The following is a 15438-nucleotide window of genomic DNA, read 5'->3' as shown; positions in this document are numbered from 1 at the left end:
ACTCAGATGGGCGCGCGACGCAGGGTGGCGAGGAATGTCGCCGCGCCAATGAACAGTCCGGCAAAGGTACGGTTCAGGCGCTTCTGCTGCTTCGGCGTGCGCAACAGACGCAGCACCCGCGAAGCCAGGCCGGTGTAACCCGCCATCACCAGCAGGTCGACGCTGATCATGGTCACGGTGATCGCCACATACTGGGGCAGCAACGCCTCGTGCGGGTTGAGGAACTGCGGCAGCACCGCGAGCATGAATACCAGCGCCTTGGGGTTGCTGACGTTGACCAGGAAGCCTCGGAACATCAGGCTCAGCGGCTTGCCGATAGGCCGCACGCCAGACTCGTCGCTCATGTCCATCGGCAAGGCTTGCCATTGCTTGTAGGCGAGGTAGACCAGGTAGGCTACACCGAACCATTTGATGACCTGGAAGGCCGTCGCAGAAGCGGCGAGGATGGCGCCGACACCGGCGGCGATGACGGCGATCTGCACGATCAGGCCCAGTTGCAGCCCCAGGGCGTTCCAGTAACCACGCCAGAAACCGTACTGCAGCCCGCTGGACATCGAGGCGATCGCCCCGGCACCCGGCGACAGGCTGATCACCCAGCACGCGGCAAAGAAGGCCAACCACGTTTCCATCGACATCGCACACCTCGCTCGAACATTTGTTACAAAGCGTTAAGCTACGGTTCTGGCGAAAAAATAACCAGTAAATTCTGCGGCTTCAGTCGGTTTCGATCGATTCCGGCTTGACCGCAGTGGTGGCCTCGGCACCACGCCAACGGCGCACGGCTTTCTGGAAGAACTGGCTGTTGGGCACCTGCACCAGCGCGCCACCCGCTTCCGGCGTTTCCATCAGCGTGGTGTACAGCAGGTTGATGGCGATCACCCGGCCCTTCACTCCCGGTTTGTCGAGGGTGTCGACCAGCTCGACCACATCGCCGATGCGAAACGGCCCGACGGTGAAGATCAGCACCGCGCACAGCAGGTTGGACAGCACGCTCCAGATAGCGAAGAACGCCACCGCCGCCACCGCGACGAAGCCCGACAGCGCGGTCCACAGCACCGTGGCCGATACGCCCAGGCGCTCGAGCACGAACAGCAGCGCGCTGCCCATGATCAGCCAGCGCAAGGCGCCGCGCACCGGCACCATCAGCTCGTGCGGCAACGGGTAGCGTTCGCCCAGGCTTCTCAACCCGCGAGCGACCATGCGCTGCAGGATGAACGCGGCGATCAGGATCAGCAGAATCTGCAACCCCAGCCACATCGAGTCCATCCACTGCCCCGGCAACAGCGAGCGCAGCTCCTCCATCAGGACAGCGCCTCGAGTTCGGCCTGCATGCTTTCGAGGGTCTCAAGGGCCTCCATCCAGGCCTCTTCAAGCTCGCCTTCGCGTTGCTTGAGCTTGGTCTGGCGGGCCAGCAGGTCGCGCAGTTCATCCTTGCGCGCGGCCTCGTACACGCCACCGTCGCCCAGGGCGGTCTCGACCTCGGCCAGGTCCTTGTGCACCTGGTTGAGCTCGGCCTCCAGCTTGTCGGCCGCCTTCTTGTGCGGCGCCAACTGCTGGCGCAGGGCCGCGGCCGCCTGGCGCTGGGCTTTCTTGTCGGTCTTGTCCGGGTTGGCCGGCGTGCTGCTCACCGGCGTGTTGCGCTGGCGGAACTCGACCAGCCAGCGGCTGTAGTCGTCCAGGTCGCCATCGAAGGTGTCGACCTTGCCGTCGGCCACCAGCAGGAAGTCGTTGGTGGTGCTCTTGAGCAAGTGACGGTCGTGGGAGACCACCACCACGGCACCCGCGAACTCCTGCAGCGCCATGGTCAGCGCCAGGCGCATCTCGAGGTCCAGGTGGTTGGTCGGTTCGTCGAGCAGCAGCAGGTTCGGCCGCTCCCAGGCGATCAGCGCCAGGGCCAGGCGGGCCTTCTCGCCACCAGAGAAGTTGACCACCGGCTCGTCGACACGATTGCCGTGGAAGTCGAAGCCACCAAGGAAGTCGCGCAGGGTCTGCTCACGCTCGCCCGGTGCGATACGTTGCAGGTGCAGCAACGGGCTGGCCTTGTCGTCCAGCGAGTCGAGCTGATGCTGGGCGAAGTAGCCGACGGCGAGGTTTTCGCCACGCACCAGGCGCCCGGACAATGGCTGCAGCTCACCGGCGAGGTTCTTGATCAGGGTCGACTTGCCCGCACCGTTGGGGCCGAGCAGGCCGATGCGCGCACCCGGCGCCAGCTGCAGCTTGACCTTCTCGAGGATGGCCTTGTCGCCATAGCCCAGGCGGCCTTCGGACAGATCGAGCAGGGGGCTGGAGATCTTCTCCGACTCACGGAAGACGAAGTCGAAAGGCGAGTCGACGTGGGCCGCCGACAACTCCTCCATGCGTTCCAGGGCCTTGATCCGGCTCTGCGCCTGACGGGCCTTGGTGGCCTGGGCCTTGAAGCGGGCGATGTACTTTTCCATGTGCGCGCGCTGCGCCTGCTGCTTCTCGTAGGCCTGCTGCTGTTGCGCCAGGCGTTCGGCGCGGGTGCGCTCGAAGGCGCTGTAGCCGCCCTTGTAGAGATTGAGCTTGCGCTGTTCGACGTGCAGCACATGGTCGACCACGGCATCGAGGAAGTCGCGGTCGTGGGAGATCAACAGCAGCGTGCCCGGGTAGCCCTTGAGCCAGTCCTCCAGCCAGAGGATGGCGTCGAGATCCAGGTGGTTGGTGGGCTCGTCGAGCAGCAGCAGGTCGGACGGGCACATCAGGGCCTGGGCCAGGTTCAGGCGCATCCGCCAGCCACCTGAGAAATCGCCGACGCGGCGGTCCATCTGCTCGTTGCTGAAGCCGAGGCCGGCCAGCAACTTGCGCGCGCGGGCGTCGGCGGTGTAGCCGTCGGCGCTGTCTAGTTCACTGTGTAGGCGCGCCAGGGCAGTGCCATCGTGGGCCAGTTCGGCGGCGGCCAGTTCAGCCTGGACCTTGCGCAGGCGCACGTCGCCATCGAGGACATAGTCCACGGCGATACGGTCGAGGGTATCGACCTCTTGGCGCATATGAGCGATGCGCCAGTCGCCGGGCAGCTGGCAGTCACCGGCATCGGGCGACAGCTCGCCGCGCAGCAAGGCGAACAGGCTGGATTTGCCGGCACCGTTGGCACCGATCAGGCCGGCCTTGTGGCCGGTGTGCAGGGTCATCTCGGCGCCTTCTAGCAGGCGCTGGGGACCACGCTGTAAAGTGAGGTTCGATAGTCTGATCATGATGGTCGCGGAGTCTACCAGCTTCCCCGATCACTGGCGCGAGTGAAACCATGCACACCGACCTGTGGAATCATGCCCTGGCCCTCTATGCCCGGCCGGGTGTCGAGGCGGCCTGTCTGGCCCTCCAGGAACTGGGCGGCGATGTCTGCCTGCTGCTCTGCGGGACTTGGCTGCAGGCCCGCGGCATAGCCCCTGACGAACAACGGATTGCCACCCTGCAGGCGCTGGCCCGGCCCTGGCAGCGCGACGTCGTGGCGCCGCTACGCTCCCTGCGCCGGCAATGGCGCGAACACGCGCTCGCCGACCCACAACTGAGCGTGATGCGTGAGCAGGTGAAAGCGCTGGAACTGCAGGCTGAACGCACCTTGCTGGAACGCCTGGAAGCGTTGGCGCGTGGGTGGCCGGCGCAAGCGAGCGCGACGCCGGATTGGCTGGCCTGGCTGGTGCCAGGCCTGGCCAGGAACCACGACGCGCTAAATCAGCTGCGCGCCGCGGCCCGTGAGCTTCAGGACGCCGAAGTCGGCGACTGAGGCGCAGTGCCGGTGGTCGCAGGCGTAGTCGCGCTGGCCGCAGGCGCCGGGGTGGCGTTGGCGGCCGGAGTGGCTGGCTTGCTTTCGGCCGGTTTGGCTGGCGCTTTGACAGGCGCCGGTTTCGCGGCTGGCTTGGCTGCCGGTTTCACCGCAGACCTGGTTGCTGCTGGCTTGGCCGGGGCCTTGGTGGCGGCGGTCTTCGCAGGTGCCTTGGCAGCAGCCGGTTTGGCCGCAGGCTTGGTGGCAGGTTTTGCGGCGGCAGTCTTCGCAGGTGCCTTGGCGGCAGCCGATTTGGCCGTGGGCTTGGCGGCAGGATTCGCGGCGGCAGTCTTCGCAGGTGCCTTGGCGGCGGCCGGTTTGGCTGCGGGCTTGACGGCAGGTTTCGAAGTGGCGGCCTTCGCAGGTGCCTTGGCGGCAACCGGTTTGGCTGCGGGCTTGGCGGCAGGTTTCGAAGTGGTGGTCTTCGCAGGTGCCTTGGCGGCAACCGGTTTGGCTGCGGGCTTGGCGGCAGGTCTCGCGGCGGCAGCCTTCGCAGGTGCCTTGGCAGTAGCAGGTTTGGCCGCAGGCTTGGCGGCAGGTCTCGCGGCGGCAGCCTTCGCCGGCGCTTTGGTAGCAGCAGGCTTGGCCGCGGCTTTCGGTGCCGTCGTACGCGAGTCCAGAGCCTTGGCGGCCGCCTCGCGCACCTTGCCGACGCCCTGTGCCAGCTTCAGGCTTTCCTGGGCATCACGCTTGAGTTGCTGGATATAAGTGCGGGTCTGAGTCTGGCGATCCTTGAGAGAATCGAGCAAGTCTTCAAGTTCGCCAGCAGCTTTTTGAGCCTTGCCTTGTGCCTTGGCTTTACCGGCCTTGGCGGCATCCTGCAACTTCAGACGAGCATTGTGGAGTTTTTCCTGGGCCTTGCCACGTTGTTTTTCCAACTTGGCCAACAGTTTCTCGGCATCCGCCAGCGCTTGGGAGCAGGCATCTTCCAAATGTTCGAGCAGGCTGCCCGAAAGTTGCTGGAGCAGGTGCAACGGCGTACTTACTGGCTTCTTTTTGGCCGACATGGTTTACCTCCTGGCTGACGAGAGTGCGGCTCATACTATGCTTCTGCTGCTACCGCCGCTAGGGCATGTTGACCGTCTCGGTAGCGCCGCGTTGCATGCCTGGGCAAAGTTGTTGTCTTGCAGCTGGAAACAAGTGTAGTTGCCCATTAGTGCAGTGCCGATATTTACACATCCCTGGCCAACAACGCTGGCATACTTCGCGCTCATTGCCGCAGGAGACCTCCATGCCTCGTTATCTGATTCTCGGCCTGTGCCTGGTATCGCCGCTCTCCCTGGCCAATGCCGAGGCCGCCCCCGCCAACGACAGCGACCTGGCCTACAGCCTGGGCGCCAGCCTCGGTGAACGGCTGCGTCAGGAAGTACCCGGCCTGCAGCTCGACGCCCTGGTCGAAGGGCTGCGCCAGGCCTACCAGGGCGAGCCGCCACGGATTGCCAAGTCACGCATGCAGGCCATCCTTGAACAGCACGAAACCCAAGCCAACGCCGCCGCCGAGCAAGCCCAGGTGGACAAGCTGGTGGAGGCCGAAAAACGCTTTATCGCGGGTGAGCGGGCCAAGACCGGAGTACGTGAGTTGCCCGAGGGTATTCTCTACAGCGAACTGGCCAGCGGCAGCGGTGCGCAGCCCAAGGCCAATGGCCGCGTTCAAGTACGGTATGTGGGCAAGCTTCCGGATGGCACGGTGTTCGACCAGAACCTTCAACCGCAGTGGTTCAAGCTGGACTCGGTGATCGAGGGCTGGCAGGTGGCGCTGCCACGGATGAAAGCGGGAGCAAAATGGCGCCTGGTGATCCCGTCGGCGCAAGCCTACGGCGCCGACGGTGCGGGTGACCTGATCGCACCCTATACCCCACTGGTATTCGAGATCGAACTGCTGGACGTGGCTGACTGAATCAGGCCTGCACCGCGTCTTCTTGCTTGTGGGCGTTGTGCAACACCTCGATCAGGCAATCCTCCAGCTCGAAACGCTCGTGCAACAGGCCGCCGAGTTTGGCCAGTTTCTCGGCAAAGCGCTCGGTATCCCTGCACTCACCTTTCTCGCAATGATCATTGAAAGCCAGGGCGATCTGGGTGCTGTCATCAATGCGTGGGTTGATCTGCTTTGCCAGCTCCAAGGCACCGGTATCACCAAATGCCTTGGCTTCACTGACCAATTGCTCGCTGACTTCGAAGTGCCAGGCCGAGACATAGTCAACCAGCACCGCGCAGAAATCGCGGTTCTTGTCTTTGTCGGCAAACGCCGGCTTGGCATCGCGCAGGGCGCGGAAGGCTTGCACCAACTCCTGGCGCTCCTCCAGCCACCGATCGATCAGCTTGTGAACACCGCCCCAGCGTTCCTGGGCGTTCTGGCAACTATCGAGCATGGCGATCTCTTCCCTTCTGGGTAGATGCCGCTGCACCTCGCGACACAACACCGTGGCACAAAGGTGACATCAGCAAACGGCATCGAGCAGTTGTATTTTCGGTATGCGTGCTGGGAGATTATTCCCGCGCGACCTGCCCATCAAGGTACGCAGCAGACAAAGTTCATACAAGCGTTTAATCCCTCCGCCAGCCACCGCTGGTCGCGCAATCCCCGGCTCGTTGCGCTGGATCAAGCCAACGTGCCGCGGCGCAATCGATACACCACTAGCCACGACAGCGGTTGCGCGGCAAGTAACAGAAACGCCAGCAGGCTCCATTCAGGTAAGGTCAGGTCGAGAAAGCTCCAGTTGACTGACACACATTCCGGGGTACCCATCAGGAACGTTCGCAATATCTCGGCCCAAGGGCGTTCCATCAGATGCGCCAGCGGCAGATGGCAACCACTGACCGGCAACGGTTCGGCCTGTAACCAGACATGTCGGCTGGCCAGCAAAGCGCCAGCAACCGAGAACCCCAAGGCCAGCCACGCATGCACGCGCTGATGCCTGGCGTGGACGACTGCAGCCAGGCAGACCAGTGCATAGAGCCCCAGCATCAGCCGCTGGCTGAAGCACAGCGCGCAAGGGTCGAGGCCGACCAAGTTCTCGAGGCGAAACGACGCCACCAGCACAGAGACGGCGGCCAGGAAGGCGGGAAAGAAAAAGCTGCGCAGGCAGGCCAGCGACATGGGCGAAGGTGATCCGAAAAGAGGAGATGTGGTTTGAAACGGTAGAGGAAAGGAGCGCTTTGTATCAAGTCGCTACAGCACAGACAAGTCGCTGAATGGATAGGGAATCATTTTCACAGAAAGTGGGAATGTTCTGACGCGAACGAAGGAAAAATCAGCGCCTTCCAGTTGCACATCTCACGCCGGGAGCGAGCCTGTCAGCGAGCGCCGCTGCCAGGCACAACCCACAAGGCCAAGGTATTCTGCACGGAACGAATCCAGGCCTGCCTTCAGGCCCGAACCCCTTCCGGCAACGGCAATGCCAGCAAACGTTCATCCAGCAGCCCCAAGCCCTCCTGGAACAACTGGTTGCTGCGCTCGGTCTCGCCCAGCCCGGCCAACAGCCGCGCCAGCTCAGCGCAAGCCTCTGGATTACGCTCCATGCGCAGACTGCTCTCCAGGTAATCCCGGGCCTTGCCCCACAGACGATTCTGCAGGCTCAGCCGGCCCAAGGTAAGCAACAGACTCGGGTCCTGAGGATGCTCCTTCAGCCAACCTTCGGCCGTTTGCAGCTGGCGGGCGGGATCATCACCGCGCACCAGCCCATACAAACGTGCCAGATGGCTTTCATAGCCGCGCTTGAGCGCGCTGCGCAATACCTGCTCGGCCTCACCCTGTGCACCAACCTGGCGCAACTGCTCGGCATAGGCCGAAACCAGTTGCGGCTCCTGACGTTGGGCGTTGGTCAACTGCTGCCAGGCACGCTCGAGCGCTTGGCGAGCAGTCTGCGGATCCTCGCCCCGAGTGCTCGCCAAGCCCAGGTTCTGGCCCCACGCACGCTGCTCCAGACCGGCGAGCTCGTTGGCCGGCAGCACCTTGTGCTTGCGCAAATCCGGCAACAGCCGAATCAGCGCCGACCAGTCCCCACGCTCCAGGTGCAGGCGATGCAGCAGGCGCAGCACCTGCGCATTGTGCGGGTGGCGCTCCTGCATAGCCTGCAGGGCCTCCAGCGCGCCTTCATTCTCGCCACGGTCCATTTGCAACTGGGCATGTGTCAGTGCAACGGCTAGCTCAGCCTGGGGCTGGCGTTCCAGGGCCCGTTCGAGCAATTGATCACGCTCCTCCACCTTGCCCAACTCATTGGCCGCGCGAGCGGCGCCGAGGTAGTAGAGCAATGGCTGGCGATCGGATTCTGCGGCACGCTGCAGATGGCGCTGAGCACTCGCCCAGCGTCCCTCGGCCAGGTCCAGTTGCCCCTGCTCGACAGCGATGCGTTTGCGACGGTTACGGTTGCGCCGTGACCAAGGGTTGACCACCCCGGAGGACGTCAGCACAAGCCCGACGAGGTAACGCACCAGCAGCAGCGAGAGAACAATCCCGACCAGCGCGCCAATCGCCGCCCACAGCCCCGACTGGTAGCGGAAGCTACCGTAGGCAATCAGCACGTAGCCGCTGTGCTTGGCAATCGCGATACCCAGCGCCGCGGCGATGACGATCGCCAGCACTGCCAGCAGGTAGACGCGCTTCATGGCTTGGCCCCCTCGTCGACTGGCAGGTGGCGGCGCTGGATGTAGGCCTGCACCGCTGCCAGGCTTTCGCTCAGGTCAGGGGTGACCACCGACACCGGCTGTTCGGCCAGTTGATTGAGACTGTCGAGCATCGCCTTGCTCTGCGGGTTGTCCGGGTTGAAGTTGGCCAGCAACACGCTGCGCGCATCGTCCAAAGCCTGGGTGTAGACCTTGGCTTCGCCATTGAGAGCTGCCCATTGGGCCTGCTCGATGGTCAGGCTCAAGGCCAGCCGCAGCTGGTTGAGCGACTGGCCGGACAGCAATGGCCGGACGTTATCGTCGGCATTGAACTCGATCTGGAAATACTTGGAGATCTCCGCCCACCATTGCGACCAGCGGCTGGCGCCGTCGCCATCGGCCGTCAGAGCGCCCATGGCATCGGCCTGGCTGTCGAACTCCGGCGACTGGGCGCTGAGCTGCTGGACCAGCTCGCGCTGCGCGGCAAGCTTGAGGAACAGACCGGTACGGTCCGGCTGCTGGGTACTGGACAGCGTCGCCAGGCTGCGTGCCAACTGCTCGCGGGCAGCGAAAGCGCCTGGGTCGCTCTGCTCACGAAGAATCTCATCGGCGCCCTCGACCAACGCCTTGGCGCTGGTAATGTCCTGCAATGCAGAGAGGCGCAAGGTCGCCAGCCGCAGCAAGTGCTCAGCCTCGGCCAGACGCCACTCCTTGCGGCTTTCGCCCAGTACCGTCTCCAGGCGCTGGCTCAGGCGTTGCTGGTCGCCCTGCAGTTGCGCCACAAGGCGACGACGGTCCTCCAGTTCACTGGCTGCTGGCAGGCTGGCCAGTTGGGCGCTGAGCTGCTGCTCCCGCTGCTGCAGTGCATCGGCACGCTGATTCAGGGCTTGCAGGTGTTCGCCCTGCCCCTGCTCGCTGCCTTGCAGTTGGCGAACCTGCCAGACGCCCCAGCCGCCGACCGCGACGCCAGCGGCGCCCAGCAGCAGCGCCAGCAGCGCCAAGCCGTTGCCGGAGCGTCGGGCGGGCTTGGCGGTGGTAGGTTCCGGCGCTTCGAGCGCCGAGGGTTGTTCGGTGTTGGACAAGACAGTTTCGCTCACGTATCCATCCTTTGCATGGTGGCGCATCGCTTTCTAGCTTAGCGCCTTAAGGGGCAGGCGCAGCGGTACGCTGCACGGCTGCCAGCAAGGCCGTGGCGCTCGCGCCACGACAATCCACAATATCCAGCGCCCCGAGTGCACGGGCTTGTTCGGCTACCCGTGGGCTGGGCACGAACAACGGCAATCGAGAAAACCGCGGCCAGTCCGCACCCGCCAGTCGATGCAAGTGTTCAAGACCCTGCCCACTGCTGACCACCAGGCCATTGAGGCGTTCCCCATCGATGCTTCGAGCGAGGGTTCCGGTAGGGTAGTCGGGCAGGCAGCGGCGATACAATTCCAGATAATCGACACTAGCACCTTGCTCGGCAAGACGCTCTGCCAACAGTTCACGACCTCCGAGGCCGCGCACGATCAGTACGCGAGGCCTCGCTGACGCGGCAATAGCCTCGCGCAAGGCGGGCAGCCCGAGCAAGGCCTCGCTGTCGTCACCGGCCTCTGGAAAGACCACTTGCAGCCCATGCTCCTGAAGAATTCGCGCCGTCGCCTCACCTACTGTGAACCAACCTGCGCAAGGCGGCGTCACTCCCGCCTGGGCGAGCTGGTCCAGCAGCAGGCGGGCCGCCGGCTTGCTGACCACGATGATGGCCTGAACCTCGGCGATCGTCCGCAGGTGCTGCATCTGCAACGGCTCCGGCGCGAGTGCCTCGATAACCAGCAACGGCAGGCTGGCACTGGCAATACCCGCGTCGGCCAGCGTCTGCGCCAGTGCCGCACAGTCCTCTTCAGGGCGGGTCAGCAGCAGGCGCCAGGGGCTCACGGGTGGCCGGCCTCGCCGTAGACTTCCTTGAGGATCGCCTCGGCGCCCTGCCCCAACAGGTCTTCGGCGACCTGTACGCCCAGGGCCTCGGCATCCACGCGCGCAGCGCGGGCTTCGGCCACCAGCAAGGTGCCACCGGAGGGCTGGCCAACCAGGCCACGCAGCCACAGCTGTTCGCCTTCAAGCACCGCATAGCAGGCGATCGGCACCTGGCAGCCACCATTGAGGCGCTTGTTCAGGGAACGCTCGGCCACCACCCGGTCAGCGGTGTCGGCATGGTGCAGCGGCGCCAGCAGGGCATGAATCTCGGTATCGGCGCTACGGCATTCGATCCCCACCGCACCCTGGCCACCAGCCGGCAGGCTGTCATCGACACTGATGGAGGCGGAAATGCGGTCCTCGAAGCCGAGGCGGATCAGGCCGGCAGCGGCAAGGATGATGGCGTCGTATTCGCCGGCATCGAGCTTGGCCAGGCGGGTATTGACGTTGCCGCGCAGGAAGCGGATCTGAAGGTCGGGCCGACGCGCCAGCAATTGCGCCTGGCGACGCAGGCTCGAAGTGCCGACGACACTGCCGGCCGGCAGGGCTTCGAGATTTGCGAAGGTGTTGGAAACAAAGGCATCGCGCGGGTCTTCACGTTCACAGATGCAGTACAGGCCCAGGCCTTCAGGGAAGTCCATGGGCACGTCTTTCATCGAATGCACGGCGATGTCGGCTTCGTTGTCGAGCAGCGCGGTTTCCAGCTCCTTGACGAACAGGCCCTTGCCGCCGATCTTCGCCAGCGGCGCGTCGAGCAGCTTGTCGCCACGGCTGACCATGGGCACCAGGGTCACGACGAGGCCTGGGTGCGCCTGTTCCAGGCAGGCTTTGACATATTCGGCCTGCCACAGGGCCAAGGCACTTTTACGGGTGGCAATGCGGATTTCGCGAGTGGACATGAAACGCCCCGAACCAGAGAAATGCCGCCGATGATAACAGCTCCTCCGGGCGTGCCCGCAGATTCAGATCAGCAAAGCGCCACGCGGGAGCGGGCTTGATCCGCGATCGCGATGGCGGGCATTACACCTCATCGCGGGGCAAGTCGGGTCGCCGCATCGCCGCTCCCACGCAATCAAAGGGTTTCAGTGCAAGGACTGCATCATCTTGCGCACCCCGGCCACATGCCGCCGGCTGACGGTCAGGGCATCGCCCTCGAGCCCCTTCAGATAGAGCTGGAAATGCCCCAGCGGCGTGCGCTGCAGCCGTTCGATGCGCTCACGGGCAACCAGCGCGTTGCGGTGAATACGCACGAAACGCTCGCCGAACTCGTCTTCCAAGGCCTTGAGCGGCTCGTCGAGCAGCACTTCGCCTGCCTCGTGGCGCAAGGTCACGTATTTGTGATCTGCGATGAAATAAATGACCTGCGGAATCGGGATCAGCTCGATGCCCTTGCGGGTACGGGCACTGATGTGGCTGCGCGGCCCGCCGCCGGCGTCACCCGCTGGGCGAGTCAGCGCGGCCAGTTGCGCGCGGTTGGGCTTTTCGGCCCGGCGCAGCGCGTCACGCAACGCCGGGAGTTGGATGGGCTTCTCGACATGGCTCAAGGTGCTGTCCTTGAACGCTTCGCTGCCGTATTCGTCGTCGCCGGTGCAAAACACCACCGCAGGCGGCGATTCGCGCTCGCACAGGCGGGCCGCGACCTGCAGGCCATCAAGGCCAGGCATGCCGATGTCCAGCACCACCACGTCTGGCTTGAGGCTTTCGATCAGGGTCAGGGCCTCCTCGCCGTTGGTGGCGCTGGGCTCCATCACGGTGTAACCCTCCAGCTCGCCAAGCAGCCGGCTCAAGCGCTCGCGCGCCTGGGGTTCATCATCAACGATCAGGACATTCATAATTGCGCTGGATTCCTGAGTGAGTCTCGCACGGGTATAGCGTAGACAAATGTGGGCGACCGAAACGCGGTCACGCTACAGACCGGTGCGAAGGCCAAAGATTCACTGGCCTGGCAGATTTGCCGCCAGCCCTTTGTCCAACTGTAGACGCTCCGTGGAACGCTGCCGTTCAATCGTTGAATATGCCGCACCCCCAGGTTACCGGGTGATTCTCACGACCAGCGCCCTGCGGCGGCGGACGCAACCCTGCTATGATCGGCGCCACTTTTCCGTTCACGCCTTCAACGAGTGAATCCATGAGCACCGACAAGACCAATCAGTCCTGGGGCGGCCGCTTCAGTGAGCCCGTCGACGCCTTCGTCGCCCGCTTCACCGCCTCGGTCGATTTCGACAAGCGCCTTTACCGTCACGACATCATGGGTTCGATCGCCCACGCCACCATGCTGGCGCAGGTCGGCGTACTCAGCGACGCCGAGCGCGACACCATCATCGATGGCCTGAAGACCATCCAGGGTGAGATCGAGGCCGGCACCTTCGATTGGCGCGTCGACCTGGAAGACGTGCACATGAACATCGAGGCGCGCCTGACCGATCGCATCGGCATCACCGGCAAGAAGCTCCACACCGGTCGCAGCCGCAACGACCAGGTGGCCACCGACATCCGCCTGTGGCTGCGTGACGAGATCGACCTGATCCTGGCCGAGATCACCCGCCTGCAAAAGGGCCTGCTGGAACAGGCCGAGCGTGAAGCCGAGACCATCATGCCCGGCTTCACCCACCTGCAGACCGCACAGCCGGTGACCTTCGGCCACCACCTGCTGGCCTGGTTCGAAATGCTCAGCCGCGACTACGAGCGCCTGGTCGACTGCCGCAAGCGCGCCAACCGCATGCCCCTGGGCAGCGCCGCGCTGGCCGGCACCACCTACCCGATCGACCGCGAGCTGACCTGCAAGCTGCTGGGCTTCGAGGCCGTGGCCGGTAACTCGCTGGACGGCGTCTCGGACCGCGACTTCGCCATCGAATTCTGTGCCGCCGCCAGCATCGCCATGATGCACCTGTCGCGCTTCTCCGAAGAGCTGGTGCTGTGGACCAGCGCGCAATTCCAGTTCATCGACTTGCCTGATCGCTTCTGCACCGGCAGCTCGATCATGCCGCAGAAGAAGAACCCCGACGTACCGGAGCTGGTGCGTGGCAAGAGCGGCCGCGTGTTCGGCGCCCTTACCGGCCTGCTGACCCTGATGAAAGGCCAGCCGCTGGCCTACAACAAGGACAACCAGGAGGATAAAGAGCCGCTGTTCGACGCCGCCGACACCCTGCGCGACTCGCTGCGCGCCTTCGCCGACATGATCCCGGCGATCAAGCCCAAGCACGCGATCATGCGCGAGGCGGCCCTGCGCGGCTTCTCCACCGCCACGGACCTCGCCGACTACCTGGTGCGCCGCGGCCTGCCGTTCCGTGACTGCCACGAAATCGTCGGCCACGCGGTGAAACATGGCGTCGACACTGGCAAGGACCTGGCCGAGATGAGCCTGGAAGAGCTGCGCCAGTTCAGCGACCAGATCGAGCAGGACGTGTTTGCCGTGCTGACCCTGGAAGGTTCGGTCAACGCCCGCAACCATATCGGCGGCACCGCGCCGGCGCAGGTGCGCGCGGCCGTGGTGCGCGGCAAGGCCTTGCTGGCTTCGCGCTAAGCGCTTCTGCCAGATCAATCGCGGGGCAAGGCCGCTCCCACGCCGCCTGTGCAAGGAGACGTGGGAGCGGCCTTGCCCCGTGATCGTTTCCGGCCTTAGCGCTTGCCGCTTTTGACCATTTCGAGGAACGCCGGCATCGCCGCATCCTTGTCCGCCACGATCCGCGCCATGTGCGGGTTCTCACCCAACAACTGCAACAGCGCCTTCGCTTCCGGGAAATCCGCCAGGAAGTCGATGCTCAGCACCTTCTTGCCCACCGCACAGGCCAGGTCGACCGAGAAACAGAACATCAGGTCGGCGATGGTCAGCTGCTCACCGGCCGCATAAGGCGCAAACTTGCCATTGCGCTTGAGAGTGGCAAAACCCGCCAGCAGGTCGGCCCGCGCCCGCTCCTTGATCAGCGGCTCCACCGCCGCGCCGAAAAACGCCTCGGCATAGCAGGTACGCGCCGGCAACTCGATATACAGCTCGATTTCCCGCAGCAGCTCGCGCACCTTGGCCTGCCCGAAGGCATCGGCCGGCAGCAGCGCCTTGCCCGGCTGGGTCTGCTCGATGTAGTCGAGGATGACCCCGGTCTCGCTGATGAAACCGTGCTCGGTCTGCAGCACTGGCACCTTGCCACGGGGGCTGATGGCCAGGGCTTGAGGCAACTGGCCGCCGAAGAACGGCACCTCTTCGAAGGGCACGCCTTTCTCCAGCAAGGCCAGCTTGACCATGTTGTAGTAGTTGCTGACCGCGAATCCATGAAGCTTGAGCATTGAGACAGCCTCCAAGGCCGTATGGGGTTGGCCCGGCTGTTATAGCTCCCTTGCCCACCCTTGGCCAGTGCCATGCCCGGCGCTGATGGCCGGGCATTGCCAGCGCAAGCGTGGCACACTGTGTGCCTCACCACAGGAGCACCGCCATGAGCGAACCCCAAGACATCGACAACAATGATGAAGAAGACTTCGCCGAGGCCACCCTGACCCAGGCGATCGAGAACCAGATCGAAAGCGGCGAGCCGCCAGCCGCCAAGGCCACCTTCAACAAGCTGACCCTGGTCGGCTACGAGCGTGAAGACATCCTCAACCTCATGGCCCACGTGCTGGCCATCGAGATCGACGCCATGCTCGACGAAGATCGCCCGTTCGATACCGAGTGGTACGAAACCGCCCTGCGCGCCCTGCCGGAGCTGCCACCTGAGGCGGATCAAGGCGGCATCGAATAAGCCTGACTACACTCCTGACTTCCATCCTTGTCTCGAAGTCAGGAGTTGCCCATGCCTTTTACCCCAGAACTGATCGCCGAACTGGAAGTCCTTTCCCAGTTCAACCTGGACAACCACCAGGAAGGCATCAAGGTCAGCAGCGACGCCTCCCCCGCCCTGGTCGCCGCCGCCAAGCGCCTGCATGACAAAGGGCTCACCGACCAACCCGATGGTGGTTACCTGACCAGCCTCGGTATCGATGCCGCTGAAAGCGTCCGGCTTTTGCTGACCATCCTCAAATCAAAATCCGCCCAGCCGGCCTGAACCCCTGCTCCCGCTCCTGCAACTCGGCAGACCTGCAGGAGCGGGCTTAACCATCGATGGCTTGCACAG

At 64.2% G+C, this 15438-nt stretch carries 17 protein-coding genes; 5 read left to right on the top strand and 12 right to left on the bottom strand.

The genetic code is table 11. From position 1 onward, the window contains the following. Positions 1–2 precede the first annotated feature (2 nt). The 3 genes from BMY03_RS09725 to BMY03_RS09715 form a co-directional block, all read right to left on the bottom strand. Positions 3–635 carry a LysE family transporter gene (locus BMY03_RS09725; protein ID WP_023630587.1) on the bottom strand — a complete coding sequence of 211 codons (633 nt, stop codon included), beginning with the start codon at positions 633–635 and terminating at the stop codon, positions 3–5. A 79-nt stretch (positions 636–714) separates the two neighbouring features. Next, the gene (locus tag BMY03_RS09720; RefSeq protein WP_023630588.1) at positions 715–1302 is read right to left on the bottom strand and encodes a mechanosensitive ion channel family protein; all 588 of its coding nucleotides are present in this window, start codon (positions 1300–1302) and stop codon (positions 715–717) included. Beyond that, complete coding sequence (locus tag BMY03_RS09715; RefSeq protein ID WP_094010924.1) at positions 1302–3212, bottom strand: ATP-binding cassette domain-containing protein; 1911 nt, start codon at positions 3210–3212, stop codon at positions 1302–1304. Before BMY03_RS09715 ends, BMY03_RS09720 begins: the two co-directional genes overlap by 1 nt. A gap of 50 nt (positions 3213–3262) precedes the next feature. On the opposite strand from BMY03_RS09715, the gene BMY03_RS09710 reads away from it, so the two are divergent. Further along, entirely contained in the window at positions 3263–3742 is a 480-nt protein-coding gene (locus tag BMY03_RS09710) for a TIGR02444 family protein (RefSeq protein ID WP_094010923.1), read from the top strand. Here BMY03_RS09710 and BMY03_RS09705 read toward each other — a convergent pair. Continuing rightward, positions 3718–4788: an AlgP family protein gene (locus BMY03_RS09705; RefSeq protein ID WP_094010922.1), complete on the bottom strand. Its 1071-nt coding sequence runs from the start codon at positions 4786–4788 to the stop codon at positions 3718–3720. The genes BMY03_RS09710 and BMY03_RS09705 overlap by 25 nt on opposite strands. A 224-nt stretch (positions 4789–5012) precedes the next feature. On the opposite strand from BMY03_RS09705, the gene BMY03_RS09700 reads away from it, so the two are divergent. Beyond that, positions 5013–5678, top strand: coding sequence for an FKBP-type peptidyl-prolyl cis-trans isomerase (locus BMY03_RS09700; protein ID WP_094010921.1), 666 nt, complete (start codon positions 5013–5015; stop codon positions 5676–5678). A gap of 1 nt (position 5679) precedes the next feature. Here the strand turns inward: BMY03_RS09700 and rsd are convergent, their stop codons facing one another. The 7 genes from rsd to BMY03_RS09665 form a co-directional block, all read right to left on the bottom strand. Then, a complete protein-coding gene (gene rsd, locus BMY03_RS09695) occupies positions 5680–6150 on the bottom strand; it encodes a sigma D regulator (protein ID WP_094010920.1) in 471 nt (156 codons plus the stop codon). Positions 6151–6380: 230 nt separating this feature from the next. Then, positions 6381–6878 carry a disulfide bond formation protein B gene (locus BMY03_RS09690; RefSeq protein ID WP_094010919.1) on the bottom strand — a complete coding sequence of 166 codons (498 nt, stop codon included), beginning with the start codon at positions 6876–6878 and terminating at the stop codon, positions 6381–6383. Positions 6879–7147: 269 nt separating this feature from the next. Further along, positions 7148–8386, bottom strand: coding sequence for a heme biosynthesis protein HemY (locus BMY03_RS09685; protein WP_023629194.1), 1239 nt, complete (start codon positions 8384–8386; stop codon positions 7148–7150). Then, a complete protein-coding gene (locus BMY03_RS09680) occupies positions 8383–9480 on the bottom strand; it encodes a uroporphyrinogen-III C-methyltransferase (protein ID WP_038707044.1) in 1098 nt (365 codons plus the stop codon). The genes BMY03_RS09685 and BMY03_RS09680 overlap by 4 nt, the downstream gene beginning before the upstream one ends. A gap of 46 nt (positions 9481–9526) precedes the next feature. After that, complete coding sequence (locus BMY03_RS09675) at positions 9527–10297, bottom strand: uroporphyrinogen-III synthase (protein WP_094010918.1); 771 nt, start codon at positions 10295–10297, stop codon at positions 9527–9529. Further along, entirely contained in the window at positions 10294–11235 is a 942-nt protein-coding gene (hemC, locus tag BMY03_RS09670; protein WP_094010917.1) for a hydroxymethylbilane synthase, read from the bottom strand. The genes BMY03_RS09675 and hemC overlap by 4 nt, the downstream gene beginning before the upstream one ends. A 183-nt stretch (positions 11236–11418) precedes the next feature. Continuing rightward, complete coding sequence (locus BMY03_RS09665; protein ID WP_023630910.1) at positions 11419–12168, bottom strand: LytR/AlgR family response regulator transcription factor; 750 nt, start codon at positions 12166–12168, stop codon at positions 11419–11421. 296 nt (positions 12169–12464) lie between these two features. On the opposite strand from BMY03_RS09665, the gene argH reads away from it, so the two are divergent. Beyond that, complete coding sequence (gene argH, locus BMY03_RS09660) at positions 12465–13859, top strand: argininosuccinate lyase (RefSeq protein WP_094010916.1); 1395 nt, start codon at positions 12465–12467, stop codon at positions 13857–13859. A 95-nt stretch (positions 13860–13954) separates the two neighbouring features. Here the strand turns inward: argH and BMY03_RS09655 are convergent, their stop codons facing one another. Then, positions 13955–14617 carry a glutathione S-transferase gene (locus BMY03_RS09655; protein WP_023630908.1) on the bottom strand — a complete coding sequence of 221 codons (663 nt, stop codon included), beginning with the start codon at positions 14615–14617 and terminating at the stop codon, positions 13955–13957. A gap of 146 nt (positions 14618–14763) precedes the next feature. On the opposite strand from BMY03_RS09655, the gene BMY03_RS09650 reads away from it, so the two are divergent. Next, entirely contained in the window at positions 14764–15066 is a 303-nt protein-coding gene (locus BMY03_RS09650; protein ID WP_023630907.1) for a hypothetical protein, read from the top strand. Between the two features lie 51 nt (positions 15067–15117). Next, positions 15118–15369: a TIGR02647 family protein gene (locus BMY03_RS09645; RefSeq protein WP_023630906.1), complete on the top strand. Its 252-nt coding sequence runs from the start codon at positions 15118–15120 to the stop codon at positions 15367–15369. Positions 15370–15438 lie beyond the last annotated feature (69 nt).

This window comes from Pseudomonas soli, from assembly GCF_900110655.1.
Classification (GTDB): Bacteria; Pseudomonadota; Gammaproteobacteria; order Pseudomonadales; family Pseudomonadaceae; genus Aquipseudomonas; species Aquipseudomonas soli.
This window is presented reverse-complemented; position numbering and strand designations above follow the sequence as displayed.

Excerpts from the sequence above, each read along its gene's own strand:
- argH (WP_094010916.1), top strand. The coding sequence starts at position 12,465 with ATGAGCACCGACAAGACCAATCAGTCCTGGGGCGGCCGCTTCAGTGAG.
- BMY03_RS09705 (WP_094010922.1), bottom strand. The coding sequence starts at position 4,788 with ATGTCGGCCAAAAAGAAGCCAGTAAGTACGCCGTTGCACCTGCTCCAG.
- BMY03_RS09690 (WP_094010919.1), bottom strand. The coding sequence starts at position 6,878 with ATGTCGCTGGCCTGCCTGCGCAGCTTTTTCTTTCCCGCCTTCCTGGCC.
- BMY03_RS09655 (WP_023630908.1), bottom strand. The coding sequence starts at position 14,617 with ATGCTCAAGCTTCATGGATTCGCGGTCAGCAACTACTACAACATGGTC.
- BMY03_RS09645 (WP_023630906.1), top strand. The coding sequence starts at position 15,118 with ATGCCTTTTACCCCAGAACTGATCGCCGAACTGGAAGTCCTTTCCCAG.
- BMY03_RS09665 (WP_023630910.1), bottom strand. The coding sequence starts at position 12,168 with ATGAATGTCCTGATCGTTGATGATGAACCCCAGGCGCGCGAGCGCTTG.
- BMY03_RS09725 (WP_023630587.1), bottom strand. The coding sequence starts at position 635 with ATGTCGATGGAAACGTGGTTGGCCTTCTTTGCCGCGTGCTGGGTGATC.
- BMY03_RS09710 (WP_094010923.1), top strand. The coding sequence starts at position 3,263 with ATGCACACCGACCTGTGGAATCATGCCCTGGCCCTCTATGCCCGGCCG.
- BMY03_RS09715 (WP_094010924.1), bottom strand. The coding sequence starts at position 3,212 with ATGATCAGACTATCGAACCTCACTTTACAGCGTGGTCCCCAGCGCCTG.
- BMY03_RS09700 (WP_094010921.1), top strand. The coding sequence starts at position 5,013 with ATGCCTCGTTATCTGATTCTCGGCCTGTGCCTGGTATCGCCGCTCTCC.
- BMY03_RS09685 (WP_023629194.1), bottom strand. The coding sequence starts at position 8,386 with ATGAAGCGCGTCTACCTGCTGGCAGTGCTGGCGATCGTCATCGCCGCG.
- BMY03_RS09720 (WP_023630588.1), bottom strand. The coding sequence starts at position 1,302 with ATGGAGGAGCTGCGCTCGCTGTTGCCGGGGCAGTGGATGGACTCGATG.
- hemC (WP_094010917.1), bottom strand. The coding sequence starts at position 11,235 with ATGTCCACTCGCGAAATCCGCATTGCCACCCGTAAAAGTGCCTTGGCC.
- rsd (WP_094010920.1), bottom strand. The coding sequence starts at position 6,150 with ATGCTCGATAGTTGCCAGAACGCCCAGGAACGCTGGGGCGGTGTTCAC.
- BMY03_RS09650 (WP_023630907.1), top strand. The coding sequence starts at position 14,764 with ATGAGCGAACCCCAAGACATCGACAACAATGATGAAGAAGACTTCGCC.